Annotated in this window: 21 protein-coding genes; 11 read left to right on the top strand and 10 right to left on the bottom strand. The window is 65.8% G+C overall.

The window, feature by feature from the left end; genetic code table 11:
* Nucleotides 1-69 precede the first annotated feature (69 nt).
* Genes GCN74_RS09785 through GCN74_RS09775 form a run of 3 tightly spaced genes read left to right on the top strand, consistent with a single transcriptional unit; the run spans nt 70 to nt 2,253 of the window.
* A complete protein-coding gene (locus GCN74_RS09785; RefSeq protein WP_152256489.1) occupies nt 70-801 on the top strand; it encodes a GntR family transcriptional regulator in 732 nt (243 codons plus the stop codon).
* Nucleotides 788-1,543, top strand: coding sequence for an SDR family NAD(P)-dependent oxidoreductase (locus GCN74_RS09780; protein ID WP_152256488.1), 756 nt, complete (start codon nt 788-790; stop codon nt 1,541-1,543). The genes GCN74_RS09785 and GCN74_RS09780 overlap by 14 nt, the downstream gene beginning before the upstream one ends.
* Before the next feature lie 17 nt (nt 1,544-1,560).
* A complete protein-coding gene (locus GCN74_RS09775; protein WP_152256487.1) occupies nt 1,561-2,253 on the top strand; it encodes an aspartate/glutamate racemase family protein in 693 nt (230 codons plus the stop codon).
* Here GCN74_RS09775 and GCN74_RS09770 read toward each other — a convergent pair whose 3' ends face one another.
* Nucleotides 2,254-2,736 carry a heme-degrading domain-containing protein gene (locus tag GCN74_RS09770; protein ID WP_152256486.1) on the bottom strand — a complete coding sequence of 161 codons (483 nt, stop codon included), beginning with the start codon at nt 2,734-2,736 and terminating at the stop codon, nt 2,254-2,256.
* Between the two features lie 94 nt (nt 2,737-2,830).
* On the opposite strand from GCN74_RS09770, the gene alkB reads away from it, so the two are divergent.
* Entirely contained in the window at nt 2,831-3,493 is a 663-nt protein-coding gene (gene alkB, locus GCN74_RS09765; RefSeq protein WP_152256485.1) for a DNA oxidative demethylase AlkB, read from the top strand.
* Here the strand turns inward: alkB and GCN74_RS09760 are convergent.
* Nucleotides 3,465-3,905, bottom strand: coding sequence for a hypothetical protein (locus GCN74_RS09760; RefSeq protein ID WP_152256484.1), 441 nt, complete (start codon nt 3,903-3,905; stop codon nt 3,465-3,467). The two genes, alkB and GCN74_RS09760, sit on opposite strands and share 29 nt — an antisense overlap.
* A 193-nt stretch (nt 3,906-4,098) precedes the next feature.
* Nucleotides 4,099-4,389, bottom strand: coding sequence for an ArsR/SmtB family transcription factor (locus tag GCN74_RS09755; protein ID WP_152256522.1), 291 nt, complete (start codon nt 4,387-4,389; stop codon nt 4,099-4,101).
* Nucleotides 4,390-4,550: 161 nt separating this feature from the next.
* Between GCN74_RS09755 and folE2 the strand changes: the two genes are divergently transcribed.
* The 6 genes from folE2 (at nt 4,551) to GCN74_RS09730 (ending at nt 10,233) form a co-directional block, all read left to right on the top strand.
* Nucleotides 4,551-5,471, top strand: coding sequence for a GTP cyclohydrolase FolE2 (gene folE2, locus GCN74_RS09750; RefSeq protein ID WP_226938966.1), 921 nt, complete (start codon nt 4,551-4,553; stop codon nt 5,469-5,471).
* Between the two features lie 33 nt (nt 5,472-5,504).
* Nucleotides 5,505-5,672 carry a hypothetical protein gene (locus GCN74_RS28715; protein WP_193317030.1) on the top strand — a complete coding sequence of 56 codons (168 nt, stop codon included), beginning with the start codon at nt 5,505-5,507 and terminating at the stop codon, nt 5,670-5,672.
* Nucleotides 5,673-5,762: 90 nt separating this feature from the next.
* Complete coding sequence (gene blaOXA, locus GCN74_RS09745; protein ID WP_152256482.1) at nt 5,763-6,581, top strand: class D beta-lactamase; 819 nt, start codon at nt 5,763-5,765, stop codon at nt 6,579-6,581.
* The gene (locus GCN74_RS28710; protein ID WP_193317029.1) at nt 6,578-6,973 is read left to right on the top strand and encodes a hypothetical protein; all 396 of its coding nucleotides are present in this window, start codon (nt 6,578-6,580) and stop codon (nt 6,971-6,973) included. The genes blaOXA and GCN74_RS28710 overlap by 4 nt, the downstream gene beginning before the upstream one ends.
* Nucleotides 6,974-7,047: 74 nt before the next feature.
* The gene (locus GCN74_RS09735; protein WP_152256481.1) at nt 7,048-9,513 is read left to right on the top strand and encodes a penicillin-binding protein 1A; all 2,466 of its coding nucleotides are present in this window, start codon (nt 7,048-7,050) and stop codon (nt 9,511-9,513) included.
* A 21-nt stretch (nt 9,514-9,534) separates the two neighbouring features.
* Nucleotides 9,535-10,233 (top strand): hypothetical protein, encoded by a 699-nt coding sequence (locus GCN74_RS09730; RefSeq protein WP_152256480.1) that lies wholly within the window; start codon nt 9,535-9,537, stop codon nt 10,231-10,233.
* A gap of 30 nt (nt 10,234-10,263) precedes the next feature.
* Here the strand turns inward: GCN74_RS09730 and GCN74_RS09725 are convergent, their stop codons facing one another.
* From GCN74_RS09725 to GCN74_RS09705, 5 genes are all read right to left on the bottom strand, one after another.
* The gene (locus GCN74_RS09725) at nt 10,264-10,770 is read right to left on the bottom strand and encodes a hypothetical protein (RefSeq protein WP_152256479.1); all 507 of its coding nucleotides are present in this window, start codon (nt 10,768-10,770) and stop codon (nt 10,264-10,266) included.
* On the bottom strand, nt 10,671-11,000 hold the full coding sequence (locus GCN74_RS09720) for a hypothetical protein (protein WP_152256478.1): 330 nt from the start codon (nt 10,998-11,000) through the stop codon (nt 10,671-10,673). Before GCN74_RS09720 ends, GCN74_RS09725 begins: the two co-directional genes overlap by 100 nt.
* The gene (locus GCN74_RS09715; RefSeq protein ID WP_152256477.1) at nt 11,000-11,566 is read right to left on the bottom strand and encodes a hypothetical protein; all 567 of its coding nucleotides are present in this window, start codon (nt 11,564-11,566) and stop codon (nt 11,000-11,002) included. The genes GCN74_RS09720 and GCN74_RS09715 overlap by 1 nt, the downstream gene beginning before the upstream one ends.
* Before the next feature lie 79 nt (nt 11,567-11,645).
* Nucleotides 11,646-11,933 carry a putative quinol monooxygenase gene (locus GCN74_RS09710; protein WP_152256476.1) on the bottom strand — a complete coding sequence of 96 codons (288 nt, stop codon included), beginning with the start codon at nt 11,931-11,933 and terminating at the stop codon, nt 11,646-11,648.
* Between the two features lie 121 nt (nt 11,934-12,054).
* Nucleotides 12,055-12,627 carry an FMN-dependent NADH-azoreductase gene (locus GCN74_RS09705; protein ID WP_152256475.1) on the bottom strand — a complete coding sequence of 191 codons (573 nt, stop codon included), beginning with the start codon at nt 12,625-12,627 and terminating at the stop codon, nt 12,055-12,057.
* Nucleotides 12,628-12,789: 162 nt separating this feature from the next.
* On the opposite strand from GCN74_RS09705, the gene GCN74_RS09700 reads away from it, so the two are divergent.
* Nucleotides 12,790-13,185 carry a winged helix-turn-helix transcriptional regulator gene (locus GCN74_RS09700; RefSeq protein WP_152256520.1) on the top strand — a complete coding sequence of 132 codons (396 nt, stop codon included), beginning with the start codon at nt 12,790-12,792 and terminating at the stop codon, nt 13,183-13,185.
* Here the strand turns inward: GCN74_RS09700 and GCN74_RS09695 are convergent.
* Both GCN74_RS09695 and GCN74_RS09690 read right to left on the bottom strand, forming a co-directional pair.
* Nucleotides 13,182-13,637, bottom strand: a complete 456-nt coding sequence (locus tag GCN74_RS09695) for a GNAT family N-acetyltransferase (RefSeq protein WP_152256474.1) — start codon at nt 13,635-13,637, stop codon at nt 13,182-13,184. The genes GCN74_RS09700 and GCN74_RS09695 overlap by 4 nt on opposite strands.
* Before the next feature lie 100 nt (nt 13,638-13,737).
* Complete coding sequence (locus GCN74_RS09690; protein WP_152256473.1) at nt 13,738-14,802, bottom strand: helix-turn-helix transcriptional regulator; 1,065 nt, start codon at nt 14,800-14,802, stop codon at nt 13,738-13,740.
* Nucleotides 14,803-14,939: the final 137 nt, after the last annotated feature.

The following is a 14,939-nucleotide window of genomic DNA, read 5'->3' as shown; positions in this document are numbered from 1 at the left end:
CACGGGGAAAAACGCTGTTTTTTGCATTGATGTATGATGCATCATAATTTACCGACTCTCAAGCCACCCATGAACCCATCCCTGGACAGCCTGGTGCACGTCAACCTGGGCAAGTCCGTGTACGCGACGCTGCGCGATGCGCTGGCGGCCGGGCGCTTCCAGCCGAACGACCGGCTGCGCATCCGCGAGCTGGCGCTGCAGCTGGGTACCAGCGTGACGCCCGTGCGCGACGCCATGCTGCAGCTGGTGCAGGAAGAGGCGCTCGTGCTGCGCTCGCCGCGCGATTTCCGCGTGCCCGTGCTGAGCGTGGCGCGCTACCTGGAAATTCGCGCGCTGCGCCTGGAACTGGAAGGACTGGGCGCGTTTGAAGCGGCGCAGCGCATCGACGACGCCACCCTGGCCGACCTGGAGCGCCTGCTGCAGGCGAACGAAGACGCCATCGCGCGGCACGACTTGGCGGCGGCCCTGCAATGCAACCAGGCGTTTCACCTGGGCCTGGCGCAGGCGGCCGGCATGCCCACCCTGAAGCGCTTCGTCGACCACTTGTGGATGCAGACGGCGCCGCTGATCGCCGCCGGCTACGCCAGCTTTTCGCCCGACATGCGGGTGGGCCACCATCACGCCATCCTCGTCGCGCTGCGCCAGCGCGACAGCGCGGCCGCGCGGCGCGCGATCGAGCAGGACATTCTCGACGGCGGGACGCAGATGCTGGCCTACGTGATGCGCCAGGAGCGCCTGCACGGCGCGGGTGGCGCGGAACAACATGCAGAACAGGACAAGGATGAACATGACAAACATTGAACACGCGAGCGAACAGAAAACCGCCATCGTCACGGGGGCCAGCCGCGGCATCGGCCACGCCGTGGCCGAACGCTTCCGCAGCCTGGGCTGGCGCGTCATCACCGTGTCGCGCAGCCCGATTCCCGGCGGCTGCCCGCGCAGCCAGGAGCACAACACGCATGTGTGCATGGATTTGTCGGACCTGAGCCAGATCGGGCAGATGGTCGACACCCTGCGCCCCATGCTGGGCGACTCCAAGCTGCATGCGCTGGTGAACAATGCGGGCGTGTCGCCGAAGGGGCCGGGCGGTTCGCGCGTCAATTCGCTGACGACCGACATGCAGACCTGGCAGGAAATGTACAACACGAATTTCTTTGCGCCGCTGGCGCTGACGCGCGGCTTCGCGCAGGAATTGTCGAACGCGCACGGCTCCGTGGTGAACCTGTGCTCGATCGCCGGCTACCGCGTGCACCCGTTCGCCGGTTCCGCCTACGCCAGCTCGAAGGCGGCGCTGGCCTCGCTGACGCGTGAAATGGCCAACGACATGGCGCCGCTGAACGTGCGCGTGAACGCCATCGCGCCGGGCGAGATCGACACGGCCATCCTGTCGCCCGGCACTTCGCACATCGTCGACACGCAAATCCCGCTGCGCCGCCTGGGCACGACGGCCGAAGTGGCCGACCTGGTGGAATTCCTGTGCAGCGAGCGCGCCTCGTACATCACGGGCGCGGAAATTCCCATCGACGGCGGCCAGCGCATTTGATTGAAAAGGAAGCTCGCATGACTCGACATATCGGTATCGTCGGCTGCTCGGCCGAAGGCGCGGCCCTGTGCTACCGCACGATTTGCGAAGAGGGCGCGCATGCGCTGGGCGCGTATCAACATCCGGAAGTGACGCTGCACACGCCGCCGCTGGCGCGCTATGTGGCGTGCCTGGACGCGGGCGACCTGGCCGGTGTGGCCGAACTGATGCTGGCGTCGGCGCGCAAGCTGGCCGCCGCCGGCGCCGACTTCCTTATCTGCCCCGACAATACCATCCACCAGGCATTCGAGCTGATGGCGCCCCGTTCGCCGCTGCCCTGGCTGCATATCGCGGACGTCGTGGCCAGCGAGGCGGCCGCCCGCGCTTACCAGCGCGTCGGCCTGACGGGCACGCGCTGGCTGGTCGACAGCGCCGTGTATCCGGACAGGCTGGCCGCGCGCGGCATCGCCTGCGCGCGGCCCGGCGAGGACGAGCGCAGCGAGATCAACCGCATCATCATGGAGGAGCTGGTGCCGGGGATCGTCAAACAGGACAGCGTCGCGCGCTTCCAGGCCATCATCGCCGGCCTGCGCGAGCAGGGCTGCGACGCCGTCATCCTCGGCTGCACGGAAATCCCGCTGATCATCAGCGACGCCAATTCGCCGCTGCCGACTCTCGATTCCACGCGCTTGCTGGCGCGCGCCGCCCTGCGCCAGGCGCTGGCCGCCTGACTATTTGTCGAGTTGAGTATCCAGCTGCGCCTGCAGCGCGGCCACCACCAGCGCGTGGTCGTCCGCCTGCGCCAGGCCGGACACGGTCACCGTGCCGACCAGTCCCACGCCGCGTATCAGCAGGGGAAAGGCGCCGCCATGGCCCGCGTATTCGACGTCGTCGAGGTATTTCACGTCTTCGAAGGTGCTGCCGCGGCTTTTATACGAAATGCCCATGTAATAGGAACTGCGGCAAAAGCGCTGCACCGTGTTGTTCTTGCGGCGTATCCAGTCCGCCTGGTCCGCCGTGGCGCCCGTCATGGCGTGATGGAACAGGATGTGGCCGTTGCGCGTGATGTTGACGGTCACGGCCTTGCCCCGCTTGCGCACTTCCTCGACGATCCACAGGCCCACGGCCAGCGCTGCGTCGTTGTCGAAGCGTTCGAATTGCAGGGATTCTTCCTGTTGCGCCAGGGTTTGCAGCAAATCGGCGTAATGATCCATCGTGGTAGTCGGTGGTAGTGGCTGGAAGCGCTACTGTAGCGCACCCTGGGGCCGGCGCGCGCGCTTTTTCTGCGCGGCGGCTAAAATAGAAGGCATGAACCTGTCCCTGTTTGCCGATGACGATTACGCCCCGCTGGGTCCGGCGCCGCTGGCGCCCGGCGCGGCGGCGTCGGTGCTGCTGCGCGGTTTTGCCCTGCCATATCTGGACGAGATGCTGCCGGCGCTGGACGCCATCGTGCTGGCGGCGCCCCTGCGCCACATGGCCACGCCGGGCGGCTTGCGCATGTCCGTTGCCATGAGCAATTGCGGCGCCCTGGGCTGGGTCACGGACGCGCGCGGCTACCGCTACGTGGGCCTCGATCCCGTCAGTGGTCAGCCCTGGCCGCCCATGCCGCCCGTGTTCCTGCGCCTGGCGCAGGAGGCGGCGCTGGCGGCCGGCTATCCCGGTTTCGCGCCCGACGCCTGCCTCGTCAACCGCTACGCGCCCGGTGCGCGCATGGCCCTGCACCAGGACCGCGACGAATGCGATTTCACGGCGCCCATCGTGTCCGTCTCGCTGGGCCTGCCCGCCACTTTTTTATTCGGCGGGGCGCAGCGGGCCGACAAGGCGGCGCGCATCGCGCTGCTGCACGGCGACGTGGTGGCGTGGGGCGGCGCCGACCGCCTGCGCTTCCACGGCGTGGCGCCCCTGAAAGAGGGCGCACACGCGCTGCTGGGCGCGCAGCGCATCAATCTGACGTTTCGCAAGGCTGCCTGAGCTGGCGCCTGGCCGTTCCCCGCTTGAGAAGATAGTGCGCATGCACGTAGCGCCACGGAATGGCCAGGTAGAGCAGCAGCACGAACCCACATTCGAACTCCGTTGCCGCGGTGGCGGGATCGAGCTGGCCGTTCAGCCACTGGGGCCGCGGCACGAGCAGCAGCCGGAGGGTCTTCCACAGCGCTTCCCGCAGCAGCACGGGCAGCATCCGCAGCGGATAGCGCAGGCCCGGCAGGCATAGCAGCGAGAACGCGGCCAGCATGCAGTTCACCGTGCCACGCGCCAGTTCCCACGGCTGGCGCGGCCTGACGATGCCGGGCCACGGCACTTTGCCGAGACCCAGGACGACCAGCAGATACATGGCGCGCAGCGCATACAGGCGGGCGGTCGAGACGGTATTCACGGTGGACATGGCGCGTTCTCCTGCTTGTGGGGGATGGCGAAAGGGGCTTACTCGACTTCCTTGAGGATTTTTTCCAGGCCGTCCGGGCGCGCGCCTGTACGATGCCGGACGCATATTTGAAGGCGAAGATGATGACGGCGGCAGTGCAGGGGAAGAAGAAGGCGGCGAAAAAGATGTTTTCAGACATGTTGACCTCTACAGTTCAGGATTGATCCGGGTTGGGAGTGAGCGAGGACGCGGCCGCGGCGATGCTGGCCGGCGTCAGCAGCAATTCGAAGGGACTGGCTTTGAAGTAATTGAGGGCCTTGCCGTCGTGCGACAGCTCCAGCTGGCTGGTGACCCGGCCCGCGTGTTCCAGCTTTGGCAGGCGCAAATGCAGCAGGGGACGGCGGATGCCCAGGCCGCGCGCCAGCTGGCTGACGTAGTTGCTCCCGCCGCTGGCCAGCGCCGCGATGATGCGCAGCCGGTGCGGATTGTCGAGCGCCGCCAGCATGGCCAGCAAGCGGTCGCCAGTGGGGGGATTTGTATCTTTGCATTATCTGACATGTGACAGGCCGTCAGACAAAATTGCCACGCCGTTTTAATGCAAGTTACTTGCAATTGTGTTTGTTTTTCTCCATGATATGCAACTTGTTTGCATATGGAGTGTCCAGCATGAAGCGCGATCCCCTTTCCTTGTCCCTGCCCGACGTGGCGGCCGGTCCCCATCTGGGCAATCCCTTGCCGCTCGAATGGGTGGGCATGCAGGGCATCGCCTTGCCGCTGTGGCTGGAAGAGGGCGGGCAGGCCCAGCAAGTGCATGCCTGGGCCGACGTGCAGGTCGATTTGCCCGACCCGCACGTCAAGGGCATCCACATGTCGCGCCTGTATTTGCTGCTCGATGCATTTGCCGCCGCCCAGCCGCTCGATGCGGGCGCGCTGGCTGCCGTGCTGCGGCGCATGGTGGACAGCCACGCCGATTGCGGCAGCACGCAGGCGCGCCTGGCGCTGGCCTTTCCCCTGCTGCGGCGCCAGCCGGCCCTGTTGACGCCAGGGCTGGCCGGCTGGAAATCGTATCCCGTGCGTCTGCAGGCCAGCTGCTCGCCGCAGGGGTTCGCCCTGTCGCTGACGGTGGAGGTCGGCTATTCGTCGACCTGTCCGTGCTCGGCGGCGCTGGCGCGGCAGCTGCTGGCCGACGCCTTTGCGGCGCAGTTCGGCACTGGCCCCATCGACGGCGGCGCCGCCCGCCAGTGGCTGCAGGAGCATGCGAGCCTGGCCACGCCGCACAGCCAGCGCAGCACGGCGACGGTCACCGTGCCATTGACGGAGCAGGCGGAGCTGGACCTGTTTCCCCTGATCGACCTGGTCGAGGCCGCGCTGGCGACGCCGCTGCAGACGGCCGTGAAACGGGCCGACGAACAGGCGTTCGCGCGCTTGAATGGTGCTAACCTGATGTACGTGGAAGACGCGGCCCGCCGCGTGCAGGCGGCGCTGGCGCCGCTTGGGCCGCATTATGGGCAGGCGTGTGTTACCGTGCGGCATATGGAAAGCTTGCATCCGCACGATGCCGTGGCGCAGGCGGGCAAGCTTGCCTGAACTTTTCGGTCAACCAGGGTGGAGGACGACAGCATGCCGGAGAAAATCGCGCACGAGCCGGGCGAAGGCAGCGTGGAAGAGGAGCTGGAGCGCGAACGGCGCGAACATGCGCTGATCGACGAGGAAAAGCTGGGACTGGACGAGCTGGAAGAGGAGCATTTGAAGCGGGAGCGCCCGCCGGGCGGGCCGGCAGGGCGCTAGCCTGCGGCGGGCGCGTATCAGCGCTGGCATCGCGCCGCGCCGCCCGGTACAATTTCGCTTTGTCCTACTCTCCCCCAACCCCGGAGGCCCATGAAATATCGCGCATTCTTCCAGTTCCTCGCCGGCTTGGCGGGCGCCACGCTGGCCGCCTCGCATGTCCAGGCTGCCACCATCTGCACCGCCATGGCCGACGCCAAAACGGGCGCCGTCCTGCTGCAAGAGGGTAATTGCATCGACCGCGTCACTCCCGCATCCACGTTCAAGATCGCGCTCAGCCTGATGGGCTACGACGCGGGCTTCCTCAAGGATGAGCACAAGCCTCTCTTGCCCTACCGCCAGGGTTATGTGGACTGGGGCGGCGAAGCGTGGCGCCAGGATACGGACCCGTCGCGCTGGATGCAGTATTCCGTCGTCTGGTACTCGCAGCAGATCACGCAGGCGCTGGGCGCCGAGCGCTTCCAGAAGTACACGCGGGCGCTCGGCTACGGCAACGCCGATGTGTCGGGCGACAAGGGCAAGGACAATAGCCTGGAGCGCTCGTGGATCAGTTCTTCGCTGAAGATATCGCCGCTGGAACAGCTGGGCTTTTTGCGCAAGCTGGTCAATTACCAGCTGCCCGTGACGAAACAGGCGATGCAGGAAACGCAGCGTCTGACGCGCCTGGCCGATGTCGGCGGCTGGCAAGTGCATGGCAAGACGGGCGCGGCCTTCCCGCGCAAGGCGGACGGCAGCTTTGACGAAGCGCATGGCTATGGCTGGTTCGTGGGCTGGGCCAGCAAGGGGGAAAAGTCGATCGTCTTCGCGCGCCTGGTGCAGGACGAACAGAAGGGCCAGCAGTCGGCGGGCTTGCGCACGCGCGACGCCATGCTGAAGGAATTGCCGGCCCTGCTGGAGCAGGCGCAGAAGTGACGCACTCGGTCGTCACGGCCACCTTCATCGCGACCGAGGGCGACTACCTGGAAGCCGTCATCGAGGTGGACGGCCAGCGCCTGCACGTGATGGACGAGTTCGGCGGCGGGCAACTGGCCGCCGGCACGCAAGTGCGGCTCGCACTGTGGCCGCAAGCCAGCGAGCTGGACGATTGGGACGCGATGTTCAAGGCCAATCCCGGCCGGGAAAAAGGCGTGTTGCGCCTCGATGGCTGGCGCTACCTGGCGCTGGGCGTCGTGGTGCAGGTCGACCCCGTCGTCTGCGACTGCGGCTGGCTGCAAGTGGCCGACGCTTTCCACACGCGCGATGAGCGCTGCGTGGGCGCGTACGTGGGCGTCCCCCTGGCCCGCCTGGATGCTTGCCTGCCGTAAATTCCAGCCCGCTTTGTTGCCCGCCCTATATACTTGCTGAAACGGATCATCCGGCATCAGACAAGGTTACAAGCATGGCATCAGGCATGGAGCAGTTTCAGGAAAAAGCACGGCAGGCATGGACATGGGCGCGCGCGCAGGCATTGCGCGTGGCGGGCCTGGCGTGGGTGAGGGCGGTGGCGCTGTACCGGCGCGGCCATGCGCATTTGATGACCTTGCCGCCCGTGCGGCGCGCGCTGGTGCTGGGCCTGTGGTCGTTTCTGGCCCTGCTGGCGCTGCTGATCCTGTACATGCTGCTGCTGATCCCCCTGACGCCCAGCATCCACGACTTGCGCCAGGCGCGCGCGGCCGCGCCCAGCATCATGGTCAGCGCGGACGGCAAGGAACTGGCCCGTTTCGACCAGGGCTTGCAGGAGCGCGTGACGCTGCAGCAGATTTCGCCGAACGTGATCAGCGCCCTGATCTCGACGGAAGACCACCGCTTCTACGAACACCACGGCGTCGATTTCACCCGCACGGCGGGCGCCATCGTGCATACGGCGGGCGGCAACCCGCAGGGCGGTTCCACCATCACGCAGCAGCTGGCGCGCAATATGTTCCCCGAGGAAATCGGCCGCTCGCGCAGCCTGAACCGCAAGCTGAAGGAGCTGATCACGGCCCTGAAGATCGAGGCCACCTACAGCAAGACGGAAATCCTGGAAGCGTATCTGAACACGGTGCCGTTCCTGTACAACACCTACGGCATCGAAATGGCGGCCCGCACCTATTTCGACAAGCCCGCCTCGCGCCTCGATATCCTGGAAAGCGCCACCCTGGTCGGCATGCTCAAGGGCACGAATTACTACAATCCGGTCGGCAATCCCGAACGCTCTTTGCAGCGCCGCAATGTGGTGCTGGGCCAGATGCGCAAGCATGACGTCATCGACGAAGCGCGCTACAGGCAGCTGATCAAGCGTCCGCTGCGCCTGCATTTCGAGCGCCAGAGCGAGCGGGCGCAGTCGGACAGCCATTTCACGGCCTATGTGCGCAAATGGCTGATCGACTGGGCCGACGAGAACGACTACAACCTGGAACTGGACGCGCTGGTGGTGCACACCACGCTCGACTACGATTTGCAGCAGGCGGCCGAGCGCGCCGTCGAGCGCCAGGCGAATGCCTTGCAGGCCATCGCCGACGTGGAATGGAGCCGCGCAGGCGTGCCGTCGTCCACCTCGACGGGCATGTATGCGGGCATGCAGGCGGGCAGCGTGGCCTTCGATTATTTCTGGAAATCGCATCCGGCCCTGCTGGACGCCTTCGTGCGCGAGTCGGGCGACTACCGCAAGCTGACGGCCGCCGGCAGCACGCCCGAGGCGGCGCTGGCGCAGCTGAAGGGCGACCGCGCCTTCATGGCCGCCCTGCGCAAGTCGAAGACGCGGCTGGAAGCGGGCTTTGCCGCCATGGACCCGGCCACGGGCGCCGTGCGCGCCTGGGTGGGCAGCCGCGACTTTGCGCGCGAACAATTCGACCACGTCTCGCAGGCGGCGCGCCAGCCCGGCTCCACCTTCAAGCCCATCGTGTATGGCGCGGCGCTGGAAAAGGGGCTCAGCCCCGACCACGTGTACCGCGATGCCGTGATGGATATCAAGGCGTCCGACGGCACGATATGGCGCCCGACGGACATGAGCGGCACGACGGGGCGCGACATGACCATGCGCGACGGCCTCGTGTACTCGAAAAACACGATCACGGCGCAGGTGATGCAGGATGTCGGCTTGCCGCCGATCATCAAGCTGGCGCGGGCGCTGGGCATCCGCGACAGCAAACTGGAGAAAGTGCCGTCGCTGGCGCTGGGCACCAGTCCCGTCACCCTGCTGGAAATGGTCAACGCCTACGCCAGCATCGCGGCCCAGGGCGAGGCGCGCCTGCCCTTCGTCGTCACGCACATCACTGACCGCGAAGGCAAGACCATCGCCCGTTTCGGCGACGACAAGCCCAAGAGGGCCATGCAGGCAGCGTCGGCGGCCACCCTGACGGACATGATGCGGGGCGTGATCGACCGCGGTACGGGCACGGCCATCCGCAGCCGCTTCGGCATCCGCTCCGACGTGGCCGGCAAGAGCGGCACCACGCAAAACAATGCGGACGGCTGGTTCATCCTGATGCACCCGGAACTGGTGGGCGGCGCCTGGGTCGGCTTCAATGACGCGCGCGTCACCATGCGCAGCAATTACTGGGGCCAGGGCGGCCACAACGCCGTGCTGGTGGTGGGCGACTTCTTCAAGACTGCGCTGGACACGGGCAAGCTGTCGCGCGACGCCATCTTCCCCGGCGGCAAGCCGCCGCCACCGCTGCGCCACGTGGAACCCGTCGAAGAGCCGCAGGATGAGCCGGTGGAAGAACCGGGCGATCTGTTGCAGGAAGGCGTGCCACCGGCGCCGCTGGCCATGCCGGCCGAAGCGGCCGATGGGCAGGAAGCGCATGGCAAGGCAGTGCCGGAACCGGTTCCTGCGCCAGTGCCGCAGCCGGCGCCCGTGCCCGTGCCCGTGCCGCAGGGTTAAAAGGACCCAAGGGAGCATTCCATGCTTAAAAAACTGCTGCCGTTGATGCTGTGTTGCGCGCTTGATTCCTCTGCGGAAGAATTGATCCAGGTCGGTTCGCCAACGGGCTATATTGAGCTAGCTCAAGTCGTCGAGAGCTCTTCCCTGGTGGCGCGGGTGACGGTCGTGTCCGCGACGGTGGTGCCGCACGAGGATGCTACGGATGGGAAACCCTGTGGCATTGTCTACCGGGCAAAAGTCGTGCAGGCATTGAAGGGCAGCCAGGACGGTGATGTGCAGTTTTTCCTGCCTGTGGAGACTTCTCCTCTCCAAGCGGGTCTCAAGTACCTGGTGTTCCTGGAACATCGAAGCGAGCGCCAGGCCAGAGACCTCTTTGCGTCCCTGAACGTGGCCTTGCCTTATGCTGAAAGCAAGCGTTTGAAGTGTAAATTTCCAGCGGGATATTACGTTTCCCTGCATGCGGCCCCCCTGGCATTTGATGCAGATGCCGGGAGGCAATTTGGTGGTGAGTGGCTGAACCTGGGAAGAGGCGGGGTGCCATCGGGCCTCGTGCTTTGCGAAGTACCTGTAACCAATAGCGCTAACGTGGAAAGCCGGCACCATCGACAAAAAAAATCCGGCGGCGCGGTGGTCAGCTGGATTGAAATGGCCCGCCTGATCAAAAGGGCCGATAGCGTGTTGAGCTTCTTGAACAGGGGACTCGATGCGTGCGGCCAGTAAGCCGTGCCGCCGCCCGTTCCAGTCTCGGATTTAGGGCGTATTGCGCCTCAACCCCGCCTGCCGCACGAACACTTGCAGCGCGGGCATGGTCTGCTGGTGCAGCGCTTGCAGTTCCGCTTCCAGTGCTGGCGTGACGGCCAGGCTGCCATCCGCCTGGCGGCGCACGGGCAGGCCCAGCGCTTGCGCCATTTCTACCGGGTAATTCGTGAAGTTGCCGTACGGCCGCTTGCCGTCCACGGACGGGGTGGGCCAATAGCCTTCGGCCAGGTAATCCTCGGCACTGCCCATGCCCAGCATTTCCACCGTCAGCCACGACTGCTGGCGCAGCAGCATCAGATGCTGTGCCGTCAGGACGAACGGCGTCTTGCCGTGGGTATAGCTGCCCGGCTTCAGATCGGCCATCTGCACGAAGCGGGGCAGCAGCTGCGCCGCTTCCATCAGGCGCTGCGCGGCCAGCGCCGCATCCGCGCCAGCGATGGCCTGCATGGCCAGTTGCAGGGTGTCGCCCGTGCCCAGCGGGTAGGCAGGATTGAGCATGGGCGCGCCGCTTTCCACGGGCGTCCAGCCGATGTTGAAACGCCGTGTATCAGCGCCAGGTGGTGCACATTGAGGATTTTCGGCAGGGGCGCGTCGAGGGTGGCCACGATGCGCTGGCGCACGGCGCGGGTCAGGCCGCCGCCAGCTGCGCGCGCCAGCACGGGTGGGCACAGCAGGGCGCCGGCGAGGCGCAGCAGCTGGCGGCGCATGGGCTGGATACGGCCCGGCATCACGGCGTCGTCACGTCCTGGCGCTGGAATTCGATGCGGTTTTCCTGGTAATCCCACTTCGTGTAGGGGCCGAACACGCGGCGGTTTTCCTTGCTGTCGGCGTTCGATTGCTCGCGCTTCATGCGCCGCACCAGGGCGGGGTCCGTGAGCGGGGCGGTCGTCGTGCCGAACACCTCGTGCCGCACGCTTTGCCTGGCGTCGGCGCCGCGCGAGATGATGGTGAGCTTGCGCGAGGCGGGATCGAAGTACAGGCGCATGGCAAACGTGTTCATGTCCTGCAGGTACAGGCCGTCGTCGCGCCACTGGGCATAGAAATAGTCGCCGCAGACGGCCTTCGGCTCGCGTCTCCACTCGCAGGCAAGCAGGATCAGCAAATGATGATCATCGAGCTGCTTGATGGAAACACGGGCCTTGGAATAACCCCAGTTGCTGGGCGGCACGGTCGTCGACGAGAGCAGGTTGTATTCGCCCACGAGCTTGGGCATGGGCGCTTGCGCAAAGGCGCCGGTGCACAGGGCAAGGGCGGCTGCCGCGGCGGCGCCGCGTATCGGGAAAAAGGGTGTCATGATGGCCATAAAGAAAAGTTGCCACATTATAGATGGCAACTTGCCAAGATGGCCGCGCGCTTGAACGGGCCGCCGGCTGTTACTTCAGCTTGCTCAACTCCGCCACGTCGATCTTGATGACCTTGCCGTCCGTGGCGGCCACCAGGGCCAGGAAATGGGGCGTCGCTTCATGTGCCCTCAGGGCCGCCTCGCCGGTCCATTCTTCCAGCATGATGAAACGGGTGGGAATCTTGTTGTCGAGGTGCAGCTCGTAGCGCAGGCAGCCGCTTTCGGCGCGGCTGGGCGGCACGACGGCTGCCAGGGCGGCGCGCACGGCGTCGATATGGTCGGCTTGGGCATCGATGGTGGCGACGACGGTCAGGGTCATGGTGGTCCTTGTGTAGTGATGGGGCGGATGCAGCTTAGCGCATCCTGGACTTTCATGCCGGCCACCCACAGTCTGGCTGCGCCGAAACAGTTTGCGCCGCAGCCAGAAAATCCGCCGCTCCCTACGCGGCTTGCAGCGCCCCGATCTGCTCGAACGCGGCCGTCAACGCCTGCGCCCTGGCGGCGTCGCTGACCTTGACGCCTTCGGCGCGCACGATGTCGATTTGCGTGACGCCGAGGAAGCCGAGGAAGGCGCGCAGATGGCTTTCCTGGTGCTCCAGGCTGGCCATCGGCGTGTCGGCGCCGTAATAGCCGCCGCGCGTCGAGGCGATGATCACGCGCTTGCTGCCCAGCAAGCCTTCCGGGCCGTTGGCGCCGTACTGGAAAGTCTTGCCCGGCACGGCCAGCGCGTCCAGCCACGATTTGAGCTGGCTGGGGAGGGCGAAGTTGTACATGGGGGCGCCGACGACGATGACGTCGGCCGCCAGCACCTGCTCCAGGGCGCCGGCCAGCGCCGCGCCGTCGCTGGCGCTGGGAGCCGCCGTGAATTGCGGCAGCGGCCGGGCCGCCAGGTCGCGGTAGTGGACGGCGGCGCCGGGCGCGGCCGCCTGCAGGCGGGCCACGATGGCGGCGGACAGCTGGCGGCTGATGGAATGCTCGCCGAGGATGCTGGAATCGATGTGCAGGATGTTCATGGGGGCCTTCTTGGGGGGTATGATCGGGTGGTATTTTTTTGTAACCGAGTTAAATATAGTGACTATCAAATGAACGCACAAGAAGGCACTTTTTCCACACTGGGGCACACGGATGTGACTATTGGCGATGCCGCCGCGCAAGGGGCAGAGCTGGAGCGGCGCATGCGCGACGAGGGCGGCCATGCGGGCGTGGCCGATTCCTGCCGCCCCATCACGGACATCCTCACGCGCGTGGGCGACAAATGGAGCGTGATGGTGGTGATCCTGCTGGGCAATGGCACCAAGCGCTTCAACGAGATGCGCCGCCTGATCGGCGGCATCTCCCAGCGCATGCTGACCCTGACCCTGCGCGGGCTGGAACGCGACGGCCTCGTGACGCGCACCGTGTTTCCCACCGTGCCGCCGCGCGTCGACTACGCGTTGACGGACCTGGGCCGCTCGCTCCTGGTCCCCATCAGCGCGCTGGGCGCCTGGGCCCATGGCCACCGCGACGCCATCGACGCGGCGCGGCTGGCGTTCGATGCCAAGGCAGGGAAGCAGCTCCCCGCGGACGATTAAGCTATGTCGATGACGGTCAGCATGTCACAGCCATCGGCATCCATGCCTGTTTCCACGAAACCCATGCTGGCATAGAATCGCTGCGCGTTGGTATTGCCGGGCTTGTAGCAAATCTCGATGCTGCGCGCATCCGGCCGGGCGCGGATTTCCGCCAGCGCCAGGCCGAGGGCGGCCCTGCCATGGCCTTGTCCCTGGCGCCGGTGGTCGACCATGAAACGCCAGATCCGGTAGTGGCCGGACGGGTCTTCATCGTCCGGCGAGACGAACATCAGGAAACCGATCACCTCTTCATCGCAATATACGGCGCGCGTATGCATGGTGGCGGGGTAAAAGCTGGCCTGCGCGATGGAGTAGTCGTTGCTGGCCAGATAATCGCGTTGCTGTGGCAGCAGGGGCAATTCGCTGATGACGTCAAAATTGTCGGCGGTGACGGCGCGCAGGCTGATGCTCATGTTCGAAGGTGATGAATAGTCGGGCGTGGAAGTATGGGGAAAAGTTGCGCAACTGGCAATGCCGTGCCATCGATCGGCGCAGCCAGCGCTTCGATCATCGTCATGGCAGGGCCTGTGTCTGAACGTATTCCGATGAACTGCCCTGCACGTCGTGCCGGTAGCGCGCCGGCGGCAGTTCGAACTGGGTCTTGAAGAAGCGGGTGAACGCGCTTTGCGAGGAAAAACCCAGGCGGTCGCCGATTTCCGCCACGCTCATGCTCGTTTCGCGCAGCAGCCGGCGCGATTCGCGGCTCTTGGCGCGCAGTTCCAGCGCGCGGAACGAGGTCTGCTCCTGCTGCAGCTGGCGCTGCAAGGTCCAGCGGTTCATCGCCAGGCCGTCGCACAGGGCCGGCAGCAGCGCGGCGCCGTCGGCGTCCGCCTGCCGGCTCAATAAATCGATGATGGCTTGCTCGACGCGGGCCGAAAACAGCTGCGCCCCCTGCAGCTGCTGCAATTGCCCCTGCGCGTGGCGCAGCGCGTGCGGCGCCAGCATGGCGTTGAACTGGGCAAAGGGCCGGTCCAGCGCCGGTGCGTCAAACGTCAGCGTGTTGCGTCCCTGGGCAAAGGTGGCGGCGGCGCCGAAGCACTCGGCAATGGCGGGCGCGAACCACGGCGCCTTGCCCTGGAAGCCGGCATGGAAGGCGGTGGCCGCGCCATCGTCGTAGGCGCGCGCCACCAGCGACAGCATGCGGAAATTGGCCAGCGCCTGCATGGCGCCGCCCGCGGGGCAGAATTCGGACAGGTATTCGATCTCGATGCGCGTGCCGTTTTCGCTCATCAGCATGAAATCGAATTCGCCGATCAATCCCCGCAAATGCAGCAGTTCGTGCAGCGCGCTGCGCAGGGTGGGGCGGTTGAAGCAGACGTGGGCGATGCCGGAAAAATGGGCGAACCAGTGCGTCACGTCGATGTCGAGAATGGCCCGGTGCTGCGGCAGCTGCTGGGCGTAGGCCGTCATGCGGCGGTGCCGCTCGGCGTTGATGCGGCCGCCCGGTTCGTCCAGCTGCGCTGGCGTGATGCCGGTCTGCCGGAAGAAGTCGGCGGGGTCGTGGCCATCGGCCTGCAAGGCGCGTGCGCATTGCTGCGCAATCCGGTTCGAAACCGTGCGCGTGTCGGGTTTGTGCAAGGGTGTCTCCTGCTTGTTGTAGTAATTTTTCACAAATATTAGCACTTTGTAGGAAATTGTTGGTTGTCGTGCCGCCTAACCAAAAATTGTTTTCGCGGGTATAAAACGCGTGCTGCGCGGTCAAGAAACTCACGCAT

Origin of the sequence: Janthinobacterium sp. FT14W (assembly GCF_009208755.1) — a bacterium.
Classification (GTDB): Bacteria; Pseudomonadota; Gammaproteobacteria; order Burkholderiales; family Burkholderiaceae_D; genus Janthinobacterium; species Janthinobacterium violaceinigrum.
Note: the sequence above shows the minus strand (reverse complement) of the source record. Positions and strands in the feature narration are given on the sequence as shown.